General features: G+C 68.9%; 26 protein-coding genes and 1 pseudogene. 16 read left to right on the top strand and 11 right to left on the bottom strand.

Annotated features, from left to right (window positions below; translation table 11 throughout):
• The first annotated feature begins 2 nt into the window (after positions 1-2).
• From AAW14_RS36040 to AAW14_RS35980, 13 genes are all read left to right on the top strand, one after another.
• The gene (locus AAW14_RS36040) at positions 3-1,322 is read left to right on the top strand and encodes an aspartate aminotransferase family protein (RefSeq protein WP_265568668.1); all 1,320 of its coding nucleotides are present in this window, start codon (positions 3-5) and stop codon (positions 1,320-1,322) included.
• Entirely contained in the window at positions 1,315-1,794 is a 480-nt protein-coding gene (locus AAW14_RS36035) for a type II toxin-antitoxin system RatA family toxin (protein WP_265568667.1), read from the top strand. The genes AAW14_RS36040 and AAW14_RS36035 overlap by 8 nt, the downstream gene beginning before the upstream one ends.
• Complete coding sequence (locus AAW14_RS36030) at positions 1,794-2,339, top strand: hypothetical protein (protein ID WP_265568666.1); 546 nt, start codon at positions 1,794-1,796, stop codon at positions 2,337-2,339. The genes AAW14_RS36035 and AAW14_RS36030 overlap by 1 nt, the downstream gene beginning before the upstream one ends.
• Positions 2,336-2,887 carry a flavin reductase family protein gene (locus tag AAW14_RS36025; protein WP_265568665.1) on the top strand — a complete coding sequence of 184 codons (552 nt, stop codon included), beginning with the start codon at positions 2,336-2,338 and terminating at the stop codon, positions 2,885-2,887. Before AAW14_RS36030 ends, AAW14_RS36025 begins: the two co-directional genes overlap by 4 nt.
• 2 nt (positions 2,888-2,889) lie before the next feature.
• Positions 2,890-3,849 (top strand): VlmB-like protein, encoded by a 960-nt coding sequence (locus AAW14_RS36020; RefSeq protein WP_265568664.1) that lies wholly within the window; start codon positions 2,890-2,892, stop codon positions 3,847-3,849.
• Positions 3,846-4,946 (top strand): fatty acid desaturase family protein, encoded by a 1,101-nt coding sequence (locus AAW14_RS36015; RefSeq protein ID WP_265568663.1) that lies wholly within the window; start codon positions 3,846-3,848, stop codon positions 4,944-4,946. Before AAW14_RS36020 ends, AAW14_RS36015 begins: the two co-directional genes overlap by 4 nt.
• Entirely contained in the window at positions 4,943-5,944 is a 1,002-nt protein-coding gene (locus tag AAW14_RS36010) for a beta-ketoacyl-ACP synthase III (RefSeq protein ID WP_265568662.1), read from the top strand. The genes AAW14_RS36015 and AAW14_RS36010 overlap by 4 nt, the downstream gene beginning before the upstream one ends.
• A gap of 151 nt (positions 5,945-6,095) precedes the next feature.
• Positions 6,096-6,338, top strand: coding sequence for an acyl carrier protein (locus tag AAW14_RS36005; protein ID WP_265568661.1), 243 nt, complete (start codon positions 6,096-6,098; stop codon positions 6,336-6,338).
• The gene (locus AAW14_RS36000) at positions 6,335-7,573 is read left to right on the top strand and encodes a beta-ketoacyl-[acyl-carrier-protein] synthase family protein (protein WP_265568660.1); all 1,239 of its coding nucleotides are present in this window, start codon (positions 6,335-6,337) and stop codon (positions 7,571-7,573) included. Before AAW14_RS36005 ends, AAW14_RS36000 begins: the two co-directional genes overlap by 4 nt.
• Positions 7,574-7,747: 174 nt before the next feature.
• Positions 7,748-9,202, top strand: a complete 1,455-nt coding sequence (locus AAW14_RS35995) for an MmgE/PrpD family protein (RefSeq protein WP_265568659.1) — start codon at positions 7,748-7,750, stop codon at positions 9,200-9,202.
• On the top strand, positions 9,199-9,978 hold the full coding sequence (locus tag AAW14_RS35990) for an HAD family hydrolase (protein WP_265568658.1): 780 nt from the start codon (positions 9,199-9,201) through the stop codon (positions 9,976-9,978). The genes AAW14_RS35995 and AAW14_RS35990 overlap by 4 nt, the downstream gene beginning before the upstream one ends.
• A 32-nt stretch (positions 9,979-10,010) precedes the next feature.
• Entirely contained in the window at positions 10,011-10,697 is a 687-nt protein-coding gene (locus tag AAW14_RS35985; protein ID WP_265568657.1) for an SGNH/GDSL hydrolase family protein, read from the top strand.
• 54 nt (positions 10,698-10,751) lie between these two features.
• Positions 10,752-11,525 (top strand): SCO6745 family protein, encoded by a 774-nt coding sequence (locus AAW14_RS35980; RefSeq protein WP_265568656.1) that lies wholly within the window; start codon positions 10,752-10,754, stop codon positions 11,523-11,525.
• A 57-nt stretch (positions 11,526-11,582) separates the two neighbouring features.
• On the opposite strand, the gene AAW14_RS35975 is transcribed toward AAW14_RS35980, so the two are convergent.
• From AAW14_RS35975 to AAW14_RS35925, 11 genes and pseudogenes are all read right to left on the bottom strand, one after another.
• Positions 11,583-12,251, bottom strand: coding sequence for an SGNH/GDSL hydrolase family protein (locus AAW14_RS35975; protein ID WP_265568655.1), 669 nt, complete (start codon positions 12,249-12,251; stop codon positions 11,583-11,585).
• A gap of 35 nt (positions 12,252-12,286) precedes the next feature.
• Positions 12,287-13,351, bottom strand: a complete 1,065-nt coding sequence (locus AAW14_RS35970; protein ID WP_265568654.1) for a ketoacyl-ACP synthase III family protein — start codon at positions 13,349-13,351, stop codon at positions 12,287-12,289.
• A gap of 42 nt (positions 13,352-13,393) precedes the next feature.
• The gene (locus tag AAW14_RS35965; protein WP_265568653.1) at positions 13,394-13,660 is read right to left on the bottom strand and encodes an acyl carrier protein; all 267 of its coding nucleotides are present in this window, start codon (positions 13,658-13,660) and stop codon (positions 13,394-13,396) included.
• 39 nt (positions 13,661-13,699) lie between these two features.
• Positions 13,700-15,184 carry an amino acid adenylation domain-containing protein gene (locus AAW14_RS35960; protein WP_265568652.1) on the bottom strand — a complete coding sequence of 495 codons (1,485 nt, stop codon included), beginning with the start codon at positions 15,182-15,184 and terminating at the stop codon, positions 13,700-13,702.
• Entirely contained in the window at positions 15,181-16,269 is a 1,089-nt protein-coding gene (locus AAW14_RS35955; protein WP_265568651.1) for an acyl-CoA dehydrogenase family protein, read from the bottom strand. The genes AAW14_RS35960 and AAW14_RS35955 overlap by 4 nt, the downstream gene beginning before the upstream one ends.
• Before the next feature lie 93 nt (positions 16,270-16,362).
• Positions 16,363-17,559: a cytochrome P450 gene (locus tag AAW14_RS35950; RefSeq protein ID WP_265568650.1), complete on the bottom strand. Its 1,197-nt coding sequence runs from the start codon at positions 17,557-17,559 to the stop codon at positions 16,363-16,365.
• Between the two features lie 271 nt (positions 17,560-17,830).
• Positions 17,831-17,911: pseudogene (locus tag AAW14_RS35945) on the bottom strand (alpha-ketoglutarate-dependent dioxygenase AlkB); the annotation flags it as partial.
• 16 nt (positions 17,912-17,927) lie between these two features.
• Positions 17,928-19,436: a DNA-3-methyladenine glycosylase 2 family protein gene (locus AAW14_RS35940; protein WP_265568649.1), complete on the bottom strand. Its 1,509-nt coding sequence runs from the start codon at positions 19,434-19,436 to the stop codon at positions 17,928-17,930.
• 64 nt (positions 19,437-19,500) lie between these two features.
• Complete coding sequence (locus AAW14_RS35935; protein ID WP_265568648.1) at positions 19,501-20,373, bottom strand: cytochrome P450; 873 nt, start codon at positions 20,371-20,373, stop codon at positions 19,501-19,503.
• A gap of 467 nt (positions 20,374-20,840) precedes the next feature.
• A complete protein-coding gene (locus AAW14_RS35930) occupies positions 20,841-22,286 on the bottom strand; it encodes an MFS transporter (RefSeq protein ID WP_265568647.1) in 1,446 nt (481 codons plus the stop codon).
• Complete coding sequence (locus tag AAW14_RS35925) at positions 22,283-22,468, bottom strand: DUF1272 domain-containing protein (RefSeq protein ID WP_265568646.1); 186 nt, start codon at positions 22,466-22,468, stop codon at positions 22,283-22,285. Before AAW14_RS35925 ends, AAW14_RS35930 begins: the two co-directional genes overlap by 4 nt.
• Before the next feature lie 333 nt (positions 22,469-22,801).
• Here AAW14_RS35925 and AAW14_RS35920 point away from each other — a divergent pair, with 333 nt between their 5' ends.
• The 3 genes from AAW14_RS35920 (at position 22,802) to AAW14_RS35910 (ending at position 26,149) form a co-directional block, all read left to right on the top strand.
• Positions 22,802-23,905 carry an acetyl-CoA C-acyltransferase gene (locus AAW14_RS35920; RefSeq protein ID WP_265568645.1) on the top strand — a complete coding sequence of 368 codons (1,104 nt, stop codon included), beginning with the start codon at positions 22,802-22,804 and terminating at the stop codon, positions 23,903-23,905.
• A 101-nt stretch (positions 23,906-24,006) separates the two neighbouring features.
• Positions 24,007-24,960: a diacylglycerol/lipid kinase family protein gene (locus AAW14_RS35915; RefSeq protein ID WP_265568644.1), complete on the top strand. Its 954-nt coding sequence runs from the start codon at positions 24,007-24,009 to the stop codon at positions 24,958-24,960.
• A gap of 40 nt (positions 24,961-25,000) precedes the next feature.
• Positions 25,001-26,149 (top strand): ferritin-like domain-containing protein, encoded by a 1,149-nt coding sequence (locus AAW14_RS35910; protein ID WP_265568643.1) that lies wholly within the window; start codon positions 25,001-25,003, stop codon positions 26,147-26,149.
• Positions 26,150-26,191: the final 42 nt, after the last annotated feature.

Here is a 26,191-nt window from a genome sequence, read left to right as displayed (position 1 = left end):
CGATGAACACGGCATCAGCGCCTCCTGTGCTGCCCGCAGGGGACGACGGGCGGGCGTACGACCGACGGGCTCTCGGGGACCTGTACCGGACCCGGCTGAACAAGGGACGGGCAGTCCTGGGCGAGATGTTCGGCGGACACGTCGAGACGGAGTCGCAGGGCGCCTGGGTGATCAACGCCGAGGGCAAACGCATCCTCAACTGCGGCGGTTACGGCGTAATGCTCCTTGGCGCACGCCATCCCACCGTCGTACGACTGGTCGAGGAGCAACTGCACCGCAATCCTGTGGCCACGCGGATCCTTCTCGAACCGCAGGCGGCCCTGGCGGCGGACGCTCTGGTCGAGGTGGCCCCGCCCGGCCTGGAGCGCGTCCACTTCGCCGGTTCCGGCGCAGAGGCCGTCGAGACCGTGATCAAGATGGCGCGAACCCAGGGCAAGGACCAACTGGTGGCCATGTACGACGGCTATCACGGCAAGACCATGGGGGCGCTCAGCCTCACCGGCAAAGAGGTGTTCCAGGCCCCTTTCCGGCCCCTGCTGCCCGACGTGCACCACGTCCCGTTCGGTGACGCCGAGGCGCTGGACGAGCTGCTCGGCACCATTCCGGGGCGGGGCTGCGTCGTCGTCGAGCCCGTCCAGGGAGAGGCGGGTGTCGTTCTGCCGCCCGACGGTTATCTGCGCGCCGTGCAGAGGGCCTGCGCTCGCCACGGCGCTTTCTTCGTCCTGGACGAGGTGCAGACGGGACTCGGCCGGCTGGGCACCTGGTTCGGGGCGGACCGGGAGGGCGTCACGCCCGATGCGCTGCTCGTGGGCAAAGGGCTCAGCGGGGGCGTGATTCCGGTATCGGCGGTGGTTGCCACACCGCGCGCGTTCTCCGTCTTCGACCGGGACCCCTATCTGCACACCTCCACCTTCTCCGGGGTGCCGATCGCCATGGCCGCGGCGCGTGGCGCGATCAGGGCCATCAAGGAAGAAGGTCTGGTCGAACGCGCCCGCGAGCTGGGTGCCCAACTGCTCTCGGCCCTGGGCGACATCGTCCGGGAGCACTTCGGCGACGCGGTCCGCGAGGTACGTGGGCGCGGCCTGTTGCTGGGGTTCGAGTTCTCCGAACCGGGCATCCCGGGCGACCTGCTGATCGAGCTGGTCTCGCAGGGCGTCATCGCCAATCACTCGCTCAACTCGCACCTGGTACTGCGGCTGACGCCGCCGGCGATCCTCGACGCGGCGGAAGTGGCCTTCCTGTGCGAGGCATTCGACAGCGCCTGCCGGGCACAGGCGGCCCGGTATGCCCCGACTTCCGAAGGTGGCCCTGTTCATGCGTAGCGTTCATGTGGCTCTTGCCGTGCAGGAAACCGATCCGGGCGCGGTCTTCGACCGAGTGCGGCACTTCGCCGCTTATCCCGAACTCGTCCCGGTGGTCCGGTCGGTGACCGTGCACGAGGTCAGCGCCGAGGAGGAGACCAGCGACTGGGAGGTGTACTTCCGCAACGGAATCCTTAGCTGGACGGAGGAAGACCGTTTCGACCGCGCCGGTTTGAGTATCTTCTTCTCCCAACTCGACGGCGACTTCGACTCGTTCACCGGCTCCTGGCGCGTCTCCCGCGAGGGTGCGGGATGTCGCGTGGATTTCGACGCCGAATTCGACTTCGGCATTCCGAGCCTGGCCGGCATCCTGGACCCGGTCGCGGTCAAGGTCTTCAAGGAGACCATCGCCCGCATCGTCAGCGGGCTGTTCACCGGTGCCGCCGTGGTCGGCGACGGGGCCGTCACAGAGGCTTTGGCGGTGTCACGCTGATGGACACCAAGAACCTGTTCATGACCGGCACCACCGCGTGGCTGATCCGCGCGGAATACGGGCTGGGACTGCTGGTGTCGGTGGTGCTGCTCTTCGCGCATCTCGGTGATGTGCGTTGGATCCCCGCCGTCGTGCTCTTCGTCTACATCGACCTGATCGGCTATCTCCCGGGTGCGTACCAATACCACCGCAGCCACAGCAGGGACAAGGCCGCCGGCAAGGTGGGCGGCACAGAGATTCCGAAGGTCTACTTCATTCTGTACAACGTCATGCACAGCCTGGTGACCCAAGGTCTGGTCGCGCTCGTGTGGATTTCGGTGTGGGGCTTCGAGTGGGCCCTGCTGGCTCTGCCGATCCATCTGTTCGGCGACCGCGCGCTGTTCGGGAACTTCCTCAAGCCCTTCGCGCTGAGTTTCGAACCGGAGGCGCATCCGGCGTACCAACGCTTCCGGAGCGAGTTCGGAGCCTCCGCCGACACCGTACGCAGGACGCAGTCCGCGCAGTCCGCGCAGTCCGCGCAGTCCCTGCAGACGGGATCTCTATGACCAGCGCGACCGCCGACCAGACGCTCAGGGCGTGGCCGCCCGGCCCTGCGGCCGAACCGGCCGGCGGCGCGGCGGACCAGCTGGTCACGGGAGTCGTGGTGCTGACCTGCGGCGGCGAGGCGGACGTACAGGGTGTCACTGTCAGCACGCTGGCCCTCGCGTCCGTTGAACCGCCCATGGTTTCGGTCGCACTGCGCCGCACCAGCCGGGCCCTGCGGGCACTGCTCGGCACCTCCACCTTCGTCGTCAACATGCTGGGTTCCCGGCAGGAGCAGCTGGCTCGGCATTTCGCCCACAGGCAACGGGCGACGGGCGTCCGTCAGCTGGATCGCGGCGCTTGGGCCGGCTGCACGGAAGACGGCGTTCCCGTGCTGCGCGGCGCCTTCAGCTGGCTGATGTGCAGTGTGCAGTGCACCGTGCCGGTGGGCGATCACGACCTGCTGCTGGCCAGGGTCGACCGGGCCGTACGAGGCAGTGGCGCTCCCCTGCTCAACTTCGCCGGCGAGCTGCACCAGCTGCCCGCCCCCACGCCTTCAGAAAGGGACTGACCATGGCTTTTGCGAGCATCCCGGCGGAGGCCGACTGGCAGCGCGCCCCGTCGCTGGTGGACGGGGCCATCGAGCTCGACCTGACCGCGGAGTCGTGTGATCTGCAGTACTGGCTGGCTGCGGTGCCGCAGGGCACCCTGCGGGGAAACGTGCTCGGTCACGACGCTGACGTGCGCCCCCATCCCGTGGTGAGCGAGCCCGGCCCGCTGAACAGCGCACTCACCCAGGAGTTGGCGTTCCGCTCCCTCGCGGAGGAGAAAGCGACCCGGGCCATCGCCTACATGGTGGCGCTCGCCCCCGACAACGAAAGCCTCGAGTTCTACTCCACCCAGCTCCTCGACGAGGCGCGGCACGCCATGGTGTTCCGCAGCCACTTGTTGCAGCTGGGTGTCGAGCGGAGCGAGTTGTGGCAGACCATGGACCGGCTCGCGGCAGCCGACCGGGACGCGGTCCTGGTACCGCTGGAGGAGTTCGGGCTCCGCTCCCTGCGCGACCGTGGCGACTTCATCGGCGGCGTGCTGGTCCTGACGGTGCTGGTCGAAGGCGTGCTGGCACCGGCGGCCGAGCTGAGCGAGCGCAAGTGGCGAGTCTTCGATCCGGCCGCGGCGGACATCGAGCGCGGGGCGGGCATCGACGAGATAAGGCATCTGACGGTGGGAAGTTCCATCGTCCGCGATCACCTGCTCAGGAACCCCGAGGACAGGCCGCGGGTGCTCGAACTCCTTGAGGAGGGCTATCGGTTGTGGGACCGGCTTCCGGTCGAGGACATGGTGCTCAACCGGGAGAAGCTCTTCCAGCAGGGCATCGAACAGCACGGCGAGCTGCTGGGTGACTACGAGGCGTGGCCCGGACGCAGGCTCGTCGACACCACGATCGAGGAGCGGATGGCGACCGGCCAGGAGTGGGCGGAGCGCATGCAGCGGTCCCGCCTGGCCTACATGGGCCTCGAGGAGGCGCTATGACACACGTGGACAGGAGCGCCGACGCGCACCGCACCGGCGCCCCGGGCAGCGCGGAGTCCGGGACGGCCGACTACGAGGAGGTCACCCGGCTGGTGAAGGCCGCCGGCCTCATGGACCAGCAGCCCGTCTACTACACCTACAAGATCGTGTTCAACCTGTTGTTGCTGACTGGGGCATGGGCTGTGTTCGCATGGATCGGCGACAGCTGGTGGCAGTTGGCGACCGCGGTACTTCTCGCGTTCAGCTTCGCTCAGACTGATCTGGTCGGGCACGACGCGGGCCACCGGCAGATCTTCCGGACCCGCAAGGCGAGCGACGTCATCGGCTACCTCCACGGGAACCTGCTGACCGGCGTCAGTTTCGGCTGGTGGGTGGGTCACCACACGCGGCACCACAACTACCCCAACCACCTCTCCCTCGACCCGGACATCACACGCCGTCAGGTCATCTTCGCCAGCAAGGACCGCAGCAAGCGCACCAGCCCCGCCGGCCGCTTCATCGTGCGCCATCAGGCGTGGATGTTCTATGTGCTGATCATGATGGAGGGGCTGCGGCTGCATCTGTCCGGATACGTCGCGGCCCGCAAGGGTGCGCTCAAGAGGTACAAGGCGGCCGATCTCGGCCTGCTCAGCTTCCATCTGGTGTGCTACTTCGCCGCCGTGTTCTGGGTGCTGCCGCCGGGCAAGGCTGTCGCGTTCATTGTGGTTCACCAGGCGCTGTTCGGCTTCTACATGGGTCTGCTGTTCGCGCCGAACCACAAGGGCCTGCCCGTGCGGGACGGGACGAAGGAGGAGCTGGACTGGATCACCCGCCAGGTGGTCACCTCACGCAACCTGCTCCCCAGCCGGATCACGCACTTCTTCTACGGAGGGCTCAACTACCAGATCGAGCACCACCTGTTCCCGTCGATGCCGCGCCGGAACCTGCACCGCGCCCAACCCCTGATCAAGGACTACTGCCTCGGTCACGGCCTTCCGTACCTGGAGGTGCGGCTGATGAGGTCATACCTTGATGTCGCCGGCCACCTGGGCGACGTCAGCCAGGAGGTACGAGACCTCGAACAGCGGGACGCCCTCCTCTCACAGGCCCACCGGTGAACCGGGCCGCAGTGATCCGGGGCATCGGTGCCTGGGTACCGCCTCGGATCGTCACCAACGACGAGCTGGCCGAGGAGCTGGACACCTCCGACGAGTGGATCCGCAGCCGGACCGGAATCTCCCGGCGGCACATCGCCGACCCGGGCATGGCCACATCGGATCTCGCGGTGGAAGCCGGCGGCCGGGCACTGAAGTCCGCCTCGGCGGCCTCGGTCGACTGCGTCATCGTGGCCACCACCACGCCGGACCGGCCGTGCCCGGCCACTGCTCCCCTGGTCGTCTCCCGGCTCGGCCTGGGCACGGCGGCCGCGTTCGACGTGGGCGCGGTGTGCACCGGATTCCTCTACTCGCTCGCTGTCGGGGCCGGCCTCATCACCGCGGGGACCGCGGAGAGCGTCCTGGTCCTGGGAGCCGACACCTTCTCCAGCATCCTGGACCCCCAGGATCGCTCGACCCGGGCCGTCTTCGGGGACGGGGCGGGCGGCGTCGTACTGGCCGCGGGCACCCCTGACGAGCCGGGCGCGCTGGGCCACTTCGACCTGGCGAGCGACGGCACGGGCAGCAACCTGATCACTGTTCCGTCGGGCGGCTCTCGTGACCCGATCCGTGCCGATTCGGCCGTGGGAGCCGATCCGTACTTCCGGATGCAGGGCAAGGCCGTCTTCCGCAACGCGGTGGAGCGGATGGCCGCTTCGGCCCTCCGGGTGGCCGAAGCCAGGGGCTGGAGCGTACGAACCGTCGATCTGCTGGTGGCCCATCAGGCGAATCTGCGCATCATGCACGCGGTCGCGGATCGGATGCGGCTGCCGCGGGACCGCTGTGCGGTGAACGTGGATCACGTCGGCAACACCGCGGCCGCCTCCATCCCGCTCGCGCTCGTCGACGCGATGGACGACGGCACCCTCCACCCCGACCACCGGGTGGTGCTGACCGCCTTCGGCGGCGGCCTCACCTGGGGCTCCTGTGCCCTGCGCTGGCCCGATCTGGTGCCCGGCTGAGAAGAGCGGCGACGGCCTCGTTCCGGGAGCAAGTACCAGCACAACCTGCACGGACCAGCCCAGCCAGTACGGGTCGGCACAGCCGGTACGGCCAGTAGCGACCAACAGCACCGATATCAGCGCCCATAGTGACGAACCGAGGAGATACCCCATGAGCGACACCTACGAGCGTCTCGTGGCACTGCTGGCCGAGGGCTTCGGCCTGGAGGCCGGCGAGATCGATCCCGAGCGGACGTTCAGCGAGCTGGAGATGGATTCACTCGCCCTGGTCGAACTGGGTCTGACCGCCCAGCAGGAGTTCGGCGTCACCATCGCGGACGAGGACATCCAGTCGGACGACACCATCAGCCAGGCTGCCAAGACCATCGAGGCCAAGATGGCGAGCCTCGCATGACGTCGGGCCGAAAGCCGTCCCACGCGGCGGTGACCGGCATCGGCATGGTGACCGCGGCCGGGATCGGCGCCGAGACGGCGTGGCAGACCATCTGCGCGGGCGGGGCGACGGCTGCCGCGCCCGTCCCGGCGCTGGCGGGAACCCCCGCCGACTTCGGCTGCGCGGTCACTGATTTCGGCCGGGCGAACACCATCGAGCGGCGGAAGGCATGGCGCCTCGACCGCAGCAGCCAGTTCGCCATCGCCGCCGCCAAGGAGGCGCTGGCGGACTCCGGCCTGGAGCCCGCCACCTGGGACGGCGCCCGCGTCGGCGTGGTTCTCGGCAGCGGCATAGGCGGCGCGGCCACCTGGGAGAAACAACATCGGGTGCTCCTCGACGACGGAGCCCAACGGGTCTCGTCGATGCTCATCCCGATGCTGGCCATCAACATGGCGGCGGGTTACATAGCCATGGAGTGCGGCGCCCGGGGCCCGAACCTCGTCACGGCGACGGCGTGCGCCTCGGGAGCGACAGCCGTGGGCGTCGCGCGCGACCTACTGCGTTCCGGTGCCTGCGACGTGGTGATCACAGGCGGCACGGAGGCCTGCCTCGTGCCCTCCATCATCTCCGGCTTCAGCCAGATGGGAGCGCTGTCCACGCGCCGCGGTGAGTTGCATGCCGCCTCCCGGCCCTTCGACAGCGACCGTGACGGATTCGTGCCCGCGGAGGGCGCTGCCGTCCTGGTGCTGGAACGGGCCGAGGACGCACGCGCGCGTGGCGCGCGGGTCCACGCCATGGTCAGTGGCTACGGCGCGTCGGCCGATGCGCACAATGCCACTGCCCCCGACCCGGAAGGTGTGGGCGCGGAACTGGCGGTACGGGCCGCCCTGGCCGATGCCGGAATCGGCCCCGGTGACGTCGACCACGTCAACGCGCATGGAACCTCCACCCCGTTGAACGACATCGCCGAGGCGAAACTGATCAGCCGCACGCTCGGCGAGCGGCCGGCCGTCACCTCTGTCAAGGGTGTTCTCGGGCATGCGCTGGGCGCGGCCGGGGCGATCGAGGCGGCAGTCACCTCGATGACCCTGGAGCACGGATTCATTCCGCCCACCGCCAACCTCGACAGTCAGGACTCACAGATCGAGATCGACGTCGTTGCCAAGATCGGCCGAGACACCCACCCCGAGGTCGCGATCAGCAACTCGTTCGGATTCGGCGGGCAGAACGCCGTGCTCGTCCTCACGCGGGCGTGAGGACGAACCCGTCGGAAGTTGACGCTCACCACGACAGACACAGGCGTGAGGTTGCCACGAATGCCAAGGGTCGACGCTGGACCAGGACTTCACACTCAGCACACTGAGACGGACCGGGGCGAGACCGCCCCTGGTCCGCATGCCGACGCCGCACCGCTCGAAGGCTCACTGACCATGGCCCTGGCACGCTGGGCATCCGGTCTGCGCCACAGCGACCTGCCCGGCCGGATCAGCGCTTACGCGACCAGCCAACTGATCTCGCACCTCGCCGTCGTCCGGGCCGGCATGGCACACCCGCTGGGCCAGAAGCTGATCAAGGCGTTCGGGCCGCCGACCGGGGACTGCCCCGATCAGGCCGCCTACGTCCTGGCGGCGCTCTCCTCCTGCCTCTACTACGAAGACAGCATGTACGTGGGCCACGTGTCGCACTCGACCGTCGGCGTGCCCTTGGCCTTCTGTCGTGAACAGCGGCTGACGGGTGAGCAGCTGCTCACCGCGATGGTCGCCGCCAACGAGTGTGCCGCCAGGGTGACCGCGGCGAGCACCCTGGGACCGTTCCGTGGTCAGACCGCCGCGCACGCCCAGCTGGTGGGCGCCGTGGCGGCGAAGTCGCACGGCGCGGGAGCGCCGGTGGGTCAGTGGACCGACGCCTGGGGGCTGGCCCTGGCCGCTCCGCCATGGTCCTTGCGGCGCGCTTTCCTGGGCAGTGACGCCAAGGTCCTCTCCGCGTCCGTACCGGTACGTGTCGGCCTGGACGCCTGCAGAGCGGCCGCCGCCGGCCTGACCGGAGCCGAGGACATCCTGGAACATCCCGGCGGCCTGCTGGCCAAGGTCTCCGAGGTGCCCACGCCCGAGGTGGTCACGGCCGGACTCGGCACCCGTTGGCACACCGAAACGCTGTCGTTCAAGGTGCATCCGGCCGGTGCGTACGTCGACGCGGCCATCGACTGCGCCTCCGAGTTGCATCATCTGCTCACCCCCGTGGAGATCGACGACATCGACGAGATCGTGGTGCATGCCGCGCGACTGACCATGGTGATGGACCGCGAGGCACTGCCCTATCTCGACCGTGAGCGCTCCGCGATCCTGGCGCTCAATCTGTCCGTCGCCTACAACGTGGCGACCGCGCTGCTCACGGGCGCAATGACGACCGCCGACCTCGCCGAGCCGGCCGTCGGCGATCCCGTGCGATGGGCGCTGGCGGCGAAGGTCCGGCTGGAGTACGACCCTGAGCTGAGCCGTGGTCTGTTGAGCGCTACAGCCCCCCTGGGTGAGGCGCTGCGACAGGCCGGGGAGCGTGCGGAGGAATGGTTCGCCGCGTTCTCCGGTGGGAGGACCCCGCCCGGACTCTTCCCGAAGGGGAACCCGAGCGCCACCTTCGAGCACGCCACGAAGGCGATCGGCTCCCGGGTCGAAGTCGTCCTGCGGGGCAGCCGCAGACTCCGTTCGGAGCGCGCACACGCCGTCGGCTCGGCCGGGGCCGAGACCCGGCGAAACCACCGCAAGATCGCTCTGGACAAGCTCGCGGCCACCGGGGCACCGGCGGACGCCATGGAGTCACTGCAGCACACGGCGTCGCTGGGCGCGGCCGAACTCGACGCGGTGATACGGGCGGTGCTGAGCCGGTGACCATCGATGAGAGGACTCCTTCCATGGCGGGGCGCCCATACACAAAAGCGGCCTTCTTCGACGTCGACGAAACCCTGATCGCCGTGAAGAGCATGTTCCGGTTCCTCGAGTACCACCTCGCGGCGATCGGCAGCCCGCCGGCGGCCTACTCCGCGATGGTCGCCGAGCTGCGCGGCCTCGTCGCCGCCGGCGCGTCCAGAGAGCACGTCACGCGCGCCTACTACCGCGTCTATGCGGGGCAGCGCGCCGCGGACCTGTCCGCCCAGGGCCGCTCGTGGTTCCGGCGCGAGCAACGTGCGGGAGATCTGTTCCTGCCCGGGAGCCTGCGGGCGTTTCGTGGACACCGCCGTCTCGGCGATCTGACCGTGCTGGTGTCCGGTTCCTTCGCACCCTGTCTCGATCCGCTGGCCGACTGGCTGGGGGCCTCGACGGTGCTGGGCACCCGGCTCGAAACGATCGACGGCGTCCACACCGGACGAGTGATCACGCTCATGCTGGGCCAGGACAAAGCCGATGCCATCCAGGCCGTCCTGGACGGGCAGGGGATCGCTCCCGCCGAATGCAGTGCCTATGGCGACCACGCATCCGACCTGCCCATGCTGCTGGCCGTCGGGCACCCGGTCGTGGTGGGCGACGACCCCGAACTGGTGAGGTACGCGGTGGCCCGCGGGTGGCGGCGACTGCCGGGGCGGCATGACGCCCCGACCGCCGAAATGGCGGCGGAGGATGGCGACGGAATCTCGCCAGCCCAACCGCGGGCGGGCTGGCATCGTTGATCTCTCTCATGGAGTCCCTGGAGGAGTCCGACATGACAGACACAGCGACATACGCGGCCGAAGCCAACGACCCCTATCTGCTGTCGCCGGGCGAGACCGCTCGCGCACTGGCCGACGCTCCGTGGAAGCGTCTCGCCGTAGTGGGAGACAGCGGCGCCGAGGGCGTCACCGAGGCGTTCGAGGGGTACCGCTGCCTTCCGTGGAGTGAGCGCTTCGTCCAGGAGCTGCGGGCCGTTCGGCCGGACCTCGAATCCGTCAATCTGGGCCTGCGGAACCTCTTCGCCGCTCAGGTGCGCGAGACACAGCTGGCGCCCGCGCTGGAGTTCCGGCCGGACCTGGCCATCGTGTTCTGCGGAGGCAACGACATGTTGCAGCGGCACTTCGACATCGACGCGGTCGAGAGCGAACTGACGCTCATCATCGCACCGTTGCGAGATGCCGGCTGCACGGTCCTGACATCGGGCCTGTTCGACATCACGGTGTCTCCCTACGTCGACGAGCGGTACCGCAAGCCGATGAGCGAGCGCATCGCCGCCTGGTCGGAGCGGACCAAGCAGGTGGCGGCACGGCTGGGCGCCGTCCATGTGGACCTCCCGAAGCACCCCGCCGGCACCGAGGACATCTACAGCTCCGACGGCCTGCATCTCAACGCGCGGGGCCAGGCCATCCTGTGCGCCGAGATCGTGCGGAGTCTTGCGGGACACCTGCAGGCCCGCTGAACAGGCCGGCGTCTCACACACCAGCGACCACAACTGCCCACGAGAGGCCCTGTGATGTCCGGTTCGCACAAGTACGTGGCTGCGACCAAGGACGACGTGCGCAGCCTCGGCGGGTCCTTCATGAAGAGCCCCGAGGCCCGGCAGGCCGCCGCGGACATGGGCATGTCCCGTTTCGGGTACTACTTCCGGGGGCGGGGCGGTGTCCTGGGTCCGGTGAGCCCGGACGTCACCGCCGCGGTCTTCGGCTTCTTCCCGTTGGAATTCGTCCGTCGGCACTGCCGGGGTTCCGCCTATGCGCCGGAGATCACGGCCCGTTACGCGGAATCCTGCCGCGCCTGGGGACGCCGTTGTCTGGCGGGCTTCTCGTCCGCCGCCCGACTCGCCGAGCTCCTGGAGATCGTCGCCGACCGGGCGGACGTCCCGGGCATCCCGCTGTTCGCGGGCTGGCGGGACGTCGACCGCCCCGAGGACGCCCCTGCCCGGGTGGCACAACTGGCCCATGTGCTGCGAGAACACCGTGGCGGCCTGCATCTCTCGGCGGTGCTGGCCACCGGGATGACTCCGCTGGAGGCCACGCTCACCCGGGACAACGGGCTCGCGCGTGCCGAGTTCCTGGGCTGGGAGCGCCCCTACCCCCTCATCGACGGGGAGACCCGCGCCCGTCGGGCGGCGGCCGAGGAGTTGACCGACCGGATGGCGGCCCCTGCCTACGGCGAGCTGAGCGTGGACGACGCGGACGAGTTGAGCCGACTGCTGCGCGCCGCCTCCGCCCTGGCGATGGCGCGGCACCGGCTCGCCGCGCCGCGGGCCGTCGACGCATCTGCCTGAGCAGCCGCCGTACAGCAGCCCGAGGCGGGGCCTGTTGTACGGCGGCCCGGTGTCATGTCAGGAGCACTTGTCCAGAACACCGAGACTCTGGATCACCGCTGCGGCCGCGATCGCGTGGCCGCGACCATTGAGATACGGCGCGTTCGAGCTCCACGGGCTCGGTCCGGGACTCACCGGCCGACGGGCAAGGTCCACGTAATGCGCTCCGTGTCGCAACGAGATCGCCTCGGTACGCTCGGCCAGCAGCCGGACCCGGTAGCGTACTTCGGCCCTGCGCTGCGCCAGTGCGGGCTCCGAGGAGGACATGTCCGGTACGCCCATTGTCAGCACCGCGCACCCGGTGTCCCGCAGTGGCCCGATCATCCGGCTCAGCTCGATCTCGACGGCGTACGCGTCGAAGGAGTCGCCGAGCACGTCCGTTCCGCCGCAGGCGATCACCGCGAGGGTGGGCTTGAGAGCGAGCGCCTTGGCAACCTGGCGGGCGCGCACATCTGCGGCCAGCAGATCGCGCCGGCCCAGATTGATGTACGCCAGCCCCGGACAGACCGTGCGCAGAACATCCGCGACACGGTCCGCCCAGGGCTTGCAGCCGAATCCCGCGACGGGCTGCCCCGCGCACTTGGCGGCCCCGTCTCCGATCACGACCAGGCGACGCCAGGGGGACTCCGCCACCAGCTTTCGTGCCTCGGCTTCGGTCAGACAGCTCGGATCGTCCACTTCCCCCATGACCGCAGTGGATACGCTCCCCCTCATCCGTCGCCTCACCCGACCACGCGCAAGGTCTCGGCGTTCGGCCCCGACCAGTCGGGAACGCTCTGGACCTGGAGCACCGCCGTCGTCCAGCAGTAGCCGATACCGACACCTACCAGCAGCACGAGATCTCCGCGCCGCAGCTGACCCGATTCGAAGAGGTACGTCAGCCCCGCGAACTGGTCACCGGCACCGATGTGACTGGTTCGCCGCCCGAACTCCCACAACGTGCGGTCCAGGTCGATCTTCAGGGGCGCGAGCAACTGCCAGCTCAGCAATGGCTTTCCGAGGTTCGGAAGGACCAGCTTGGCCATCTGGTCCATTCCGACGTCGGCGTCGTCGAGTACCTGCTGCACATTCTCGACGAGAGCCGTCGAGAGCCTGTCGATCACGGTGTCCACGCCCTCGCGCTGCGCGAAACGGATCTTGCGGCCGCGCAGATCCAGCGGCGTTCCGGCGAGGTGAGGAGCGTCGGTGAACCCGCGTTCGGTGTCCCGGTACAGCTCTTCGAAGTAGGGGTCCGACGAGGAGTGGGTGGCGAGGATCCGCGCGATGCCGCCGCCACGGGCTGCCACCATGGCCGTACCGCCGTCCCCGAAGGCCAGTCCGATGTCACTGCTCCATCGGTCGAACCCGGGAGGGCAGAAACGATCGCCCGTGGTCAGCAGTGCCGCCGCCCCTGCCGGCCCCGCAAGCAGATATGGGATCGCCAGGTGCAGTGAGACCATTCCGCCGTCGCAGGCGTGGTTCAGCTGGATCGACGGCGCATCGCCGCCGACGGTCCGCCGCTGGACGTAGGTGGCGGGTGTCCACAGGTCCTCGCCCTGGTGGTAGGTGTGGGCGTGCAGCAGCAGCGCGATGTCGGCGGCGGAACAGCCGCTGCGGGCCAGCGCCTGCCGTCCGGCGGCCGCCGCCATGTCGACGGCCGGTTCCCCGTCGCTCACCAGAGCCGATATCAGCTCGTTGTCCTTGAACTCCTGTGAGGAGTACCGGCCTTCGGAGACGGCCGCCTCCGCCGGCTCCGGCGATGGCAGACGGGTTCCCAGGCCGGCGATGTAGATGTCGTTCCAGCGCACAGGTGTCAACTCCCTCTGTGGAATGAGTCCCGAGCCGTCCGGTCAGACCGCCGGTCCGTCCCGCAGTTCGAGCACCATGAGCGCCACGCTCTCGATCGTGCGGAAGTTCTTCGTGCGCATGGCTTGCGCCGACACGGTCACGTCGTACCGTTCACGCACGAAGGAAGCGAGCCTTGTCGTGTTCATGGAGTTGAGGATTCCCCATTCAAGGAGCGGGGAAGAGGGAGTCAGTTCGACCGAGGAGTCCCCGTCCAGGAATTCCTTTCGGATGTAGGCGTCAATTTCTTCCATCACCGCAGCGAGTTCCATACGAGCGGTTTTTCCTTTCCCTGGGTTCGGAGATGCAGCTCAGCGGCCCGACGGCTGGAGCAGGTTGTCCCGCAGCGCCTGCCGATCGGTCTTTCCGTTCCGGGTGCGCGGCAGTTCGTCCACCGTCAGGACCGAGTCGGGAATCATGTACCGGGGCAGCCGCTCGGCGCAGTGCCGCTTCAGTGCCAGCAGTCCCGGGGGCGGGCCGACCGGGACCACGACGGCGACGATCCGCGCCGCCATGCCGGTTCCGTCCACGAGCACGGCCGCCTCGCCCACTGCCGGGTGCCGGCCCAGACACGCCTCGATCTCACCGAGCTCCACCCGGTGTCCGCGCACCTTGACCATGTGATCGAGCCGGCCGCGGTACTCGAACCCGCCGTCCGCGCGCACCCGGACGATGTCACCGGTCCGATAGGGGCCCCGATGCGCGCCCCGGCCCCAGTAGCCCGCCATCACGGTGGGCCCGTCCACTACGAGTTCGCCCTCCTCGCCCGCACCGGCTCGCCGCCCGTCGGGGGTGGTCGCCCACACCTCGTCGCCCGAACAGGCCCGGCCGATCGGCACGGCCTCACCACCCGCGATGTCCGATGCGGTCACCTCGTGGAAGGTGCAGACGTTGGTCTCGGTCGGGCCGTACAGATTCAGGAACCGGACACCCTCCAAGTGCCGGTACAGCGCGGCCAGGTAGTCCACCGCGAACGGTTCACCGGCGAAGAGCAGTACACGCAGCCACGGGGGCCGCGTCCCTTCGCACAGACCTCCGTCCCGGATCATCAGAATGAGGACCGAAGGCACCGAGTACCAGATGGTGATCCGCTCGGCCAGCAGGAACTCGCAGAGCTGCTGCGGGGCGTAGGCCATCTCCGACGGGATGAGATGTACGGACGCGCCGGCCCGGAAGGCCACGTAGAGGTCCAGCACCGACAGGTCGAAGCCGAACGGGGCGTGGTTGGCGAAGCGGTCCCGGCTCGTCGCCCCGACCTCGGCGGCCGCCCATTCGATGAACGCCAGGGCGTTGCGCTGCCTGATGCACACGCCCTTGGGCTCACCTGTCGAACCGGACGTGTACAGAATGTAGGCGAGGTCCTCCGGCCCGACCGGTTCCAGGGGCAGCGGATCCCGGCCGTCTGCCACGGGAAGGCCGTCGAGCACCAGGAGTTCGGGCAGTTCACCGCCCGACTCCCGAAGCTCCGCCGCGCGCCGGGAATCGGTGACGATCACCATCGCGGAGCATCCCCGCGCGATCTGCGCGGTCCGCCGCGACGGCCCCGAACCGTCCACCGGTACATAGACGGCGGCAAGACGCAGCACCGCCTGCATGACGGCGACCGCGGTGACCGACTTGTCCAGCCAGATCACCACCCGCTCGGTTCGCTGCACGCCGCTGTCCCGGAGCAGGTGGGCGAGCGTGTCCGCGGCCCGGTCGAGCTCGCTGTAGGTGACCGAGTGGTCCGGCCCCACGACGGCAAGGTTGCCGCCGGCACGGCGCGCGCTGTCGCTGACCAGTGACGCCAGGTTCACAACCCGAGCCCCTTCGCGATGAGTTCATGCTGGATCTCGGACGTCCCGGAAAAGAGCTTTGCGGGTATCACGTCTCGCAGGATGCCTTCGAGCCCCTCACTGACCAGATAGCCGCGCGATCCGAAGATCTGAATCGCGTCGACTGCCGCCTGGACGGCAGCCTCCGATATCGCGAGCTTGGACAGCGCGCTGTCCAAGGGCTGGGCCTCGTCCCGGTCGAGCCGGAAACAGGCCCGATAGAGCAGCATCCGACCGGCTTCGAGCCGGAGCTTCATGTCGGCGATCCGGTGGGACACCGCCTGGAACTCGGCGATACGGCGGCCGAATTGGCGGCGCTCACGGGCATGGGCCACGCACCGTTCGAGCAGCCGGTCCATCAGGCCGATGTAGCCGGCGAACAGGCAGGCGCGTTCCCACGCCATCGAGTGCTGGAAGATCGCACTGCCTTCCCCCTCCGCGCCGAGGAGGTTGCGTGCCGGCACCCGGCATCCCTCGAACCGGACCGATCCGGCCTTGCACGTGTCGAGACCCATTTTCTCGAACGGCCCGTCAACGAACAGGTCGGCCGTGTCCCGCTCGACGACGAAGGCCGAGACACCGAGGAATCCCGCTTTCGGATCTGTCACGGCGTAGGTGACGAAGACATCCGCTTCCGGAGCGTTGCTGGCCCAGGACTTCACCCCGGTCAACACATACCCGTCGCCGTCGCGCACCGCTCGGGCGGACATCGCGGAGATGTCCGAGCCCGCCTCGGGCTCCGTCATGGCATTGGCGGCGATGAACGTGCCGGCGCACAGGGCCGGCAACAACCGCTGCCGCACCTCGGCCTGGGCGTAGGCCGAGATCGGGACGGCGCAGGCGAACTGATGGGCGCTCGCGGCGAAGACCAGTCCGGTGTCGGCACAGCCCCGGCCGAAGGCCTCGATCAGATGCGCGGTGTCCAGTGCGGACCTGCCGCCTCCGCCGTGATCGACCGGCACGCAGAGCCCCAGCAGCCCCAGCTCACCGCAGTGCCGCCAGAGGTCCCGCAGCCCGCCTTCCGGAGGGTGCGGCTGATCGAAGCGCTCCCGCACGGCCGAGAGCATGTCGTCGTACTCCTTGGACTGATCGGGCTGCCAATCCAGAAACATCGGACCTCGCTGTAGGACGGGAAGTACCTGGGCGGAGGGCGGCCGGCTCTACCAAGTGACGGGTAGCTCCTCGATACCGCCGAGATGGGCGTACGAGCGCCAGCGCAGATCCTCGAAGGGCACCGCGAGGCGCAGATCCGGGAAGCGCCGGAGAAGTGCGCCCAGCGCGCTCTCCAGTTCGATGCGGGCGAGCGAGGATCCGACGCAGAAATGCGTGCCGAAACCGAACGCAATGTGCGGGTTGCTCTCGCGGTGTATGTCGAGCCGTTCCGGCTCCGGGAACACCGAGGGGTCGCGGTTCGCCGTGCTGATGGAGGCGACGACCGCGCTGCCCGCCGCCACCTGCCCGCCGCGCAGTTCGATGTCCTCGGTCGCGATACGCAGGAACGAGCCGTCGCCGGGCTCGTTCAGCCGCAGCAGTTCCTCGATGGCCCGTGGGATCAGTGAGGGATCGCGGCGCAGCTCTGCGAGCGTCTCCGGGTTGCGCAACAGCGTGATCACACCACCGCCCAGCGCGGTCACCGTGGTGTCGTGGCCCGCGAGAAGCAGGATCACGCCGAGGCTCACCAGCTCGTTCTCCGTCAGCGCTCCCTCACTGTCCCGAGCGTGCACGAGGGCGCTCAGCAGGTCCTCATCGGGGTCCTGCCGTTTGGCCTCGACCAGATCGGCCAGATACGTACGCATCTCGGTGTTGGCCCGGCCGACTTCCGTCAGCGGGTACTTCGCGTACGACATGAAGTGGTCGCACCATCGGCCGAACCTGATGTGGTCGGCGTAGGGCACTCCCAGCAGGTCGCAGATGACCTGCAAGGCCAGCGGCCGCCCCAGCAGTTCGTTCAGATCGCCCGGCGGTCCCTTGGTCTCCATCGCGTCGAGGAGCTTGGACACATGCTGCTCGATCTCAGATCGCATGCCCTCGACCCGGCGCCGGCTGAACTCCCGGTTGATGAGGCCGCGCAGTCGGGAGTGCCGCGGCGGATCGATGCTGATGATGCTGTCCTGGTCGGGCTCGGCCAGCTGTGCGCGCGGGGCACCGGGCTCGAACAGCGCGTCGCGGCTGAAGCGCGGATCGGACAGCACGGTTTTGACGTCGTCGTACGCGGTGACGAACAACGCCGGGAATCCCGTGGCCAGGGTGATGGGGCACACCGGCGCCTCCTTCTGGAGCCGCGCGTACTCCTTCGGTGGATCGGTGACCGTTGCTCGCTGGACCGGATACGTCAGGTGCGGTGGCTGAGCAGACACGGGCAGCAGACCTTTCGCCGGTACCGGGGAGGGATGCTTCTCATGGGGGATCAGCGGATGCGGCCACGCGATGCCGGTGCACTGTCACAGGCTCCGTCGCACCACAGCGGCTCTCGTTCTCCCCACCGTGTCAGCCGACTCTGAGATGAGGCTGACATACCCCTGGTGTGTGTGCCCGTCAGCCGGAACGCCGCGTCGGGGGTGGCGACAAGGCCGGTCCCGCGCAGGTGACACTCACCCGGTCGCCACGCAGGATCAGGCCCTGCCGGAGGCGGGTGCGCGTCTCGTTGTTCCCGAAGCGGAAGACGCAGCTGCTCCCGAGGCTGAGGGAGACCACCGGCGCGCCGCTCCGCCGTGGTCCCGGTGGTTCAACATGCCGTCCCCGTCGCGGCCCAAAGATGCTGCACGGCATACGAGCGCCAGGGCCGCCAGGCTTCGGCGCGGTTGTCGGTCGCGGCCACTTCCAGGCCACCGAAGGGCTGGTCGGACGTGTCGTGCGGCCCCAGTTCCGCCGGCACGAGGACGTCCGGGTCTCCCAGCGCCCGCATTCTGATGAGGGCACCCGTCCGCGGCCTGACGCCGTCGACCTTGAGCAGCTTCCTGGTGGCCTCGTCCCGGTCCACGCCGACGCCCAGGACCAGGTCCTCGCCGGCCAGGGCGGTGGCGAGCGCCTTCACGCAGTTCCCCCGCTCAGGTGTGCCCGCCAGTTCGTGCGGCGTGAGCTGCGCGAGCGTCTCGATCGCCGGAAACGTGTGCGTGACCTCACCGACCTCCCTGATCAGCGGCTTACCGTAACGGGCAACGAGCAGCGCCGCGTCGCTCTTCGCCTGCTCGGGTCCGGCGTCCTGGGCGAGCACCGCCCGGACAGCGCACTCCGCCGGGTCCACGGAGCCGGGCACCCTGCGGCCGGGCATGCGGGCGACGAGCGGGGCGAGCAGCGGATCCCGCACGAGTACCTCGTCGACGGCCTGGGGGTCCGCGTCCAGATCGAGAAGGTCGCGGCACCGCTGGACGGCCGCCGTCATGTCGCGCAGGTCCTGAAGATGCAACTCGCACTCCACGAAGCCACGGCCCGGAGGCTGCACGGTCTTGCCCGCGGGCTTGCCGACCACACAGGAGAGGCTGGCGACGGCAGTGCCGTGCGGCAGAGACAGCGCCCTGTGGTAGACGCCGTCGGTGTACTCCTCGATGCCCGGTACGGCCTGCTCGCCGAGCTGCTCCAACAGCGCTCGCAGGTCCAGCGGGGTGCGGAACGGCAACTGGATCCGGATTCCGTTGCCCCACGGCTGCGAGGGTGATCCCGTGCGTGGCCGGCGCTGAGCGGCACGGGCTCGCAACTCCGTCGGGGGCATCGAGAACACCGCCCGGATGTTGTCGTTGAACTGCCGGATGCTGGAATACCCGGCGGCGAAGGCCACCTCGCTGACGTGCAGGTCGGTGGTCTCCAGAAGAAGTTGCGCCGTTCGTGCCCGTTGGGCGCGGGCGAGCGCGAGCGGGCCGGCGCCGACCTCGGCCACGAGTTGCCGCTGAAGCTGGCGCTCGCTGTAGTTCAGCCGGGCGGCCAGACCGCTGACGCCCTCCCGGTCCACCAGCCCGTCGGCGATCAGACGCATGGCACGGCCGACCAGGTCGGCGCGGCTGTTCCACTCCGGCGACCCGGGGGCCGCATCGGGCCGGCAGCGCTTGCAGGCGCGGAATCCGGCGGCCTGCGCGGCGGCCGCCGTCCGGTAGAACCGCATGTTGACACGTTTGGGAGTCATGGCCGGGCACGTCGGGCGGCAGTAGATGCCCGTACTGGCCACTCCGATGTACAACCGGCCGTCGAATCGGCTGTCGTTGCTCAGAGCGGCCCGGTAATAGTGCTCCTCGTCCATCATCTGTCCACCATGGGCTGCGGCACAGGGGCAATGCCAGCGAGAAACCGACATCAACATCGGCGTGTCAGGGACGCATCCGGACGGGCAGGCGCAGCGGCCCGCGGAAGAGGTACAGGTCCCGGTAGGGCGGCTCGTCGGTGAGCAGCTCCAGGTGCGGGGCCCGGACGAGCAGGGCGCGCAGAGCGATGTCCATCTCCATCCGGGCCAGTTGTGCCCCCAGGCAGCGATGCGGGCCGTTGCTGAAGGTGAGGTGGCGAGGTGCGCTCCGTGGACGGTCCACATAGCGCGCGATCTCGAATGTGTCGGGGTCCGGGAAGGCGGCCGGGTCACGGTTCGCCGCGCCGACCATCAAGATGATGCCGTCGCCCCGCTCGAAGGTGCGGCCGTCGAGTTCCCGGTCCTGCAGCGCTACGCGCGAGGTGAACTGGATCGGAGGGTCGTAGCGCAACGCCTCCTCGACCACCGCCGGCACGAGGTCGGGGTCCGTCTTGAGGAGCTCGAGCTGGCGGGGGTTGCGGTGCAGTGCGATCAGCATGGTGCCGAGCGCGTTGACCGTGGTCTCGTGACCGGCGATCATCAGCATCGCGCCGATCTCGTGCAGCTCGTGATCCGAGAGTACGTCGTTGTTCTCCCTGGCGGCGACCAGGTCGCTGAGCAGGTCTCCCCGGTGGTGCACACGCCTGTCCTCGGCCAGGACCTCGAAGTACCGCTCGAACGCCTCCTCGGCTTCGTAGCGCGCCGTGATCTCCTGCGGACTGAGCAGGTAGTCCGGATCAACTCCGCGCACGATCGCCGCCGACCACTTCCGGAACAGCAACATGTCGGCCGTGGGCACACCGATCAGCTCGCACACCAGCCGCAGCGGCAGCGGGCTGTTGAACGACTCGACCAGATCGATCTCGTTGGCGTCGAGCGCGGCGTCGAGCAACTCGGCCACGATCCGTTCGGTGCGCGCGCATGGCTTCGATCCTGTGCGGTTTGAAGGCCTTGCTGATCAGCCGGTGGAGCCGGGTGTGGTCCGGCGGATCCATACCGAGCAGCGAACCAGGCACGTCGTCCCGCCCCACCCCCGGCCTGAAGGGGCTGATCCGGTCACCGTAGCCGTGGCCCCAGAATGGGTCGCTGAGCACCTTGTTGCAGTTCGCGTGATGCGACGCCAGGTAGATCCGGGGTCCCATCGAGTGGACCGGATCGGCCTCGCGCACCGCTGCGTAGAGCGGATACGGATTCGCGCGATGCTCGGGATCGAAGACTCCCTGTGCCAGTTTCCCTGGTGCCGTCGGCATGCTTCCAGCTCCTCAGAGGTGGGGTCTCGGGTCAGGGGGACCTTCTTTCGGCGCACCGTTCCTCGCTGGGTCGGGTCCCTGCACTGGCCGGGGTTCGGCAGGTGGCACAGGGTGACGGTCAGGCCTCGCCGCCCGCCGCGGCGGCGGACTCGGTCGGGGCGGCGGTGACGGGGGCCGACGGCCGGGGCCTGGGCTTGAGGGACAGACCGAGCCCGGCGAGGCCGGCCATCGCCGCCGCCACCGTCGAGAACAGCAGGACATGGACGTACGCGGTGGTGCCCGATGTGTCCGCACCGGCGAGGACCGAGGCCAGCACCGCGATCCCGAGCGCTCCGCCCATTTGCCGCGCCGCCATGTTGAGCCCAGTGGCACCGGCGAACTGCTCGGGGGCCACCGACAGGGCCGCCGCCGTCGATACGCCCGTGCTGACCGCGCCCATACCGAAGCCCGACAGGACGGTCGTCGGCAGCCAGAGGTCCACCAGATGCGGCTCGGCGGGCAGCACAGCGACCAGCCAGATCCCGATCGCCACGATGAGCAGACAGCCACCGACCACCATCAGCCGCGGGCCGGCGCGCCTGCCGAGCAGCCGGCCGATGCCGACGGCCGCGATCGCCGAGAAGACGGCGCCCGGGCTCAGCACGAAGCCGGCCTTCAGTTCCGAATAGCGCCAGACGTTCACGAGGTACAGCACCCCGCACAACAGCCAGGCGTAAAGCGCCGCGCCATAGAAGAACGACACGACGTTCGCCAGGGAGAAGGTGCGGCTGCGCCACAACGTGGTGTCGATCGCCGGAACGGGCTGCGTACGAGCCCGCAGCACGCCGTAAGCGAGCACGGCGGCGCCGGCCAGCAGGCACCCGAGCGTCCGGTAGGCGCTCCATCCCCAGTCCGAGCCCTGCGTCACGCCAAGGACCACACCTCCCATGCCGATCGCCAGCGCGAGAGTCCCCGCCACGTCGGGGATACGTCCGGTGTCCGTCGCGGATCGCCGGATGGCACGGACCCCGATCGTCAGCGCGATCCCGATCGGCACATTGATCAGGAAGACCGTGCGCCAGCCGAACGCGTCGATGAGCACGCCGCCAAGGCTGGGGCCGATCGCGGCAGCGGCGGACCCGGCCGCACTCCACAGACCGATGGCCGCCATCCGGCGCGCCGGCGGTGTGTCGAAAAGGATCACGGCCAGCGACGCGGGGATCATCGCCGCCGCGCCCGCGCCCTGGACCGCACGGGAGGTCAGGAGGAAGGGCAGATACGGCGCGATGGCACACAGCAGGGACGCCGCGGTGAAGACGCCGACGCCCATGGTGTACAGCGCCCGCCGCCCGACCGCGTCCGCGAGTCGTCCGGCCGGTGCCAGCAGCGCCGCGAAGAAGATGGCGTACAGCGTGATGACCCAGGAGAAGTCGGTGATCGATGCCCCCTGGAAGGTCTTGTGCATGTCGGAGACGGCCAGGTTGGCGATCGTGGAGTCGAGGATCGCCAAGAACATGGCGCCGCACGCGAGCACGGCGATCGTCGGATAGCCGGGCTGCCGCGCGGCCCCTTCGGCCCCGCTCACGCGCTCTGCTCCGTGGCTCGCCGGGGGCGGGCCCGCAACTCGCCCTTGCAGTTGGGGCACTGGTTGCCGGAACTGTCCGCGCAGGAGACGCAGAAAGTGCACTCGTAGCTGCAGATCATCGCCGGGTCCCCGGGCGCGAGCGCCGTGCCGCACGTTTCGCAGGTGGGCTTCATGTCGAGCATCGCCAATATCCTCCAGAAGAAATTTCGAGCAGGCGACCACTGCTGCCGTGACGCCGGCGATCCGACACCGGAGGCATGCGCCGCACCGGTTCCGAGATGTGTCGGAGCCAGGCAATCCTGGCGGGCCCCGCACGGCACTGTCTGGCAGATTTCGGTCACCAACCTCCTGTGCGGGACGGCGCGTTGATGGCAGGGAGTTGATGCCGGGAACTCACTAGCGCAAGCGTCGGGAATCGCGCCAGGGTCCCCCTGACCAGATCGCTCCCGGCCGCGCGCACGCTGCCGTGCGAACCGTTGCCAACCGCCCGGAATACCCCAGGGAGGGAATCCACAGTGTTCGAATCAGTTGTCCTCGCAGGTGCCCGCACACCTCTGGGACGCCCGTTCGGCTGCCTGCAGGCACTGTCGGCCGCACAGTTGGGCGCGGTGGCCATGCGAGCCGCCTTGGAACGTGCAAAGGTGCGGGGCGACGAGGTCGATCAGGTCCTCTTGGGGCACTCGGCGATCGACGCCGGCGACCACCGCTCGGCTCGCGCGGCGGTGACGGGTGCGGGCATCCCTCCCAGGGTGCCTTTACTCGTCATCGGAAAAATGTCCCTGTCCGGGCTGAACGCCATCGCCATGGCAGACCGGCTCATCCGCTCCGGCACCTGTGACATCGTCGTCGCCAGCGGCATGGAATCCATGACCGCCTCCCGGCGGGACCAGGGCGAGCGTACGGCACCCCGCTTGCGGCTCCCCCGCCGTCGGCCGCTGAAGCTGGACCGGCGCGCCCAGGACGAGGTCGCCGCGCTGTCCCACGAGCGCGCCGCCAACGCCCAGCTGGAGGGCCTCTTCCGCGAGGAGATCGCGCCGGTCGCGCTGCCCGACCACATCGGCGGAGGCTTCGTCGGCAGCGACGAGGGCATCCGTCATGACTTCGACGCCGGGACGCTGGCCGCGGCCGAACCCCTGTACTTCCCGAACGGGACGGTCACGGCCGCCAACACCTCGTCCGCCGCCGACGGGGCGGCGGCCGTGGTGCTGATGCGCCGCTCCCTGGCCGTGGCACGGGGCCTGGACTGGCTCGCCGAGATCGTCGGGCACGGTGCGGTGTCGGGCCGGGCGGACGGCCTGCACCTGCAGCCTTCGCTGGCCATCCGCAAGGCTCTCGCCCCACTCGACCTGAAGGTGCGCGACCTCAACCTCATCGAGGTCAACGAGTCGCTCGCGGCCGTGGTGGTCCAGGCGATGAGCGTGCTGTGCACGGGCATGAACCGGATCAATCCGCACGGTGGCGCCATCGCTCTCGGGCATCCGACCAGCACCTCTGGGGCACGCATCGTGCTGCACCTCGCGCACTCCCTGCGGCGCCGCGGCGGCGGTCTGGGGGCGGCCGGCATCTGTGGTGAAGCCGGCCTCGGCGAGGCCCTGTTGCTCCGCTCCTCCCCCCACTGACCAGGTGAACAGGCACTGGCACCACGGTGTCAGCGGCGTGCCAGTGCCGGCTGCGAGGGTTTCTGCCCGAGGGTTCTACGGCGAGGGAAGAGAGTGGTGACATGGCCGCACCTCGATGGGCCCGGACGGCACTGGTCATCGTGAACCCGGCGGCGGGCACTGTGGACGCATCCCTCGTCGAGGGGGTGACGCGCCGCTGTAGCTCCTCTGTGGACGACCTGAGTCTGGTGATGGCACAGGACCGCGGCGAGGCGGAGAACGCGGCCGCGAAGGCCTGCGCGAACGGTATCGACGTGGTCGTGGTCCTGGGCGGCGACGGCACCGCGCGTGACGTGGCTTCCGGAATCGCCCGCGCCCGGTCGCAGAACCCGCACGGCACGGGCACGGACAGCACCGCCGTGATCAATCTCCCCGCCGGAACCGGCAATTCGTTCTACCGTGAGATCTGGTCGGACCGCCCCTGGCAACAGGCGTTGGAGGCCGCACTCGCGACGGAGCACCCCCGGGTACGCCGGATCGACATGGCACAGATCGTAGAGCTGGACACCTTGGTGCTGCTCGGGGCATGCTCCGGTCTCGTCGCGGAAGCCCTGGTGACCGCGGGCCGGCTTCCGGAAGTGACGGGCCGGGAGCGCTATCGGCAGGCAGTGGCGCAGACTCTGCGGACCTTCCGGCCGTATCCGGGCCGAGTGACCGTCGACGGAGTGATCGTCCACGAGGGTACGGCGGTCCTTGCCAACGTCGGCGGAGGCCGCTATCGCGGCGGTCAGTTCAAGGTGCTGCCGCGTTCCGAACTCGACGACGGCCTGTTGGACGTGTGTGTCGTTGGTGGTGAGCTGGACCCCGCGTCGCTCCCCGGCCTGACGGCCGACGGCAGCCATCTGGAGCGCCCCGAATCCGTCTATGCCCGGGGTCGCCGTATCACCCTCGAACGCACCGACGGCGAACCCCTGACATTCGAGCACGACGGTGAACTCCCCGCCGTCGGCGCCGACCGCTACACGATCGAGGTGCTGCCCGGCGTCCTTCCCGTCCTCGCCCCACCGCGCACCTGAGCGAGGCCACAAGAAGAAACCCGAACACGGAGGGCTGGTCATGAACGCCACCAACGTCACCGCCGGGACGCCGGGGAACGCGAGTTGGACGTTTCCCGCAGCCGGCGACAACTTCTTCACCTGGGACTACGACTCGGGGCGCGAACGACTGCTCAGTCTCTACCAGAAGGGCAAGAACAAGCAGTGGGACAGTGCTCAGCGCATCGACTGGGCACTTGAGGTGGATCCGTACGACGCGCTGGGCACCCCTGAGAAGACACTGGCGTTGTACGGGTCGCGGCAGTACGAGAAGCTGAACGAGCGAGAGCGCCGGGAAATGCGCCAACACATGGCGGCCTGGGAGTTCAGCCAGTTCCTGCACGGCGAACAGGGCGCGATGATCTGCTCCGCGCGCATCGTCCAGTCGGTCCCCGACATCGACTCCAAATTCTATGCCGCCACTCAGGTGATGGACGAGGCCAGGCATGCCGAGATATTCACACGCTTCCTCAACGAGAAGATCGGCCTGTCCTATCCGATCAATCCACATCTCAAGTCCCTTTTGGAAGACGCCCTCAACGATGCACGCTGGGACATGCCCTACCTGGGTATGCAGGTACTCATCGAGGGACTCGCTCTGGCGGCCTTCGGGATTCTGCGTGACCGGACCAACAAACCACTGCCCAAGCAGATCCTGGCGTATGTGATGCAGGACGAAGCACGTCATGTGGCCTTCGGCAGGCTGGCGCTGCGTGACTACTACGCCGAACTGTCGAGCAAAGAGATAGCCGAGCGTGAAGAGTTCGTCATCGAAGGCTGCCATCTGATGCGGGACCGCTTTCGCATGCAGGAGGTGTGGGAAAACCTCGGCTTCGACATGAAGGAGTGCATGGAGTACATGAACCGGGGGCCGCGGATGCGCGCCTTCCGGTCACTCCTCTTCGCGCGGATCGTGCCCTGCGTAAAGGACATCGGCCTGTGGAGCCAGGCCGTCCGGGACGCCTACGACGACATGGGCGTGCTGGACATGGCCAACAGCGACCTGGTCAAGCTCATGGAATCCGACGAGATGCAGGCCGACGAGCTCGACAGGGAGCGGCGGGAGACCCTCGCCCGGACGGCGGAGGTCGAGGAGAGTATCGCGCTCGGTGCCGCGGCCTCCGGTGAAGCGCCGTTCGCTGACCCTCAGAAGCCGCAACGCGCTCCCTGACGGCAATCTCCCCCAGCCCCTCCCCCACCTCCCACCCCCCAC

It is taken from the genome of Streptomyces hygroscopicus (assembly GCF_026168105.1).
GTDB lineage: Bacteria > Actinomycetota > Actinomycetes > Streptomycetales > Streptomycetaceae > Streptomyces > Streptomyces hygroscopicus_D.
The sequence above is the reverse complement of the archived record's forward strand: the minus strand, read 5'-3'. Positions and strand labels throughout refer to the sequence as shown.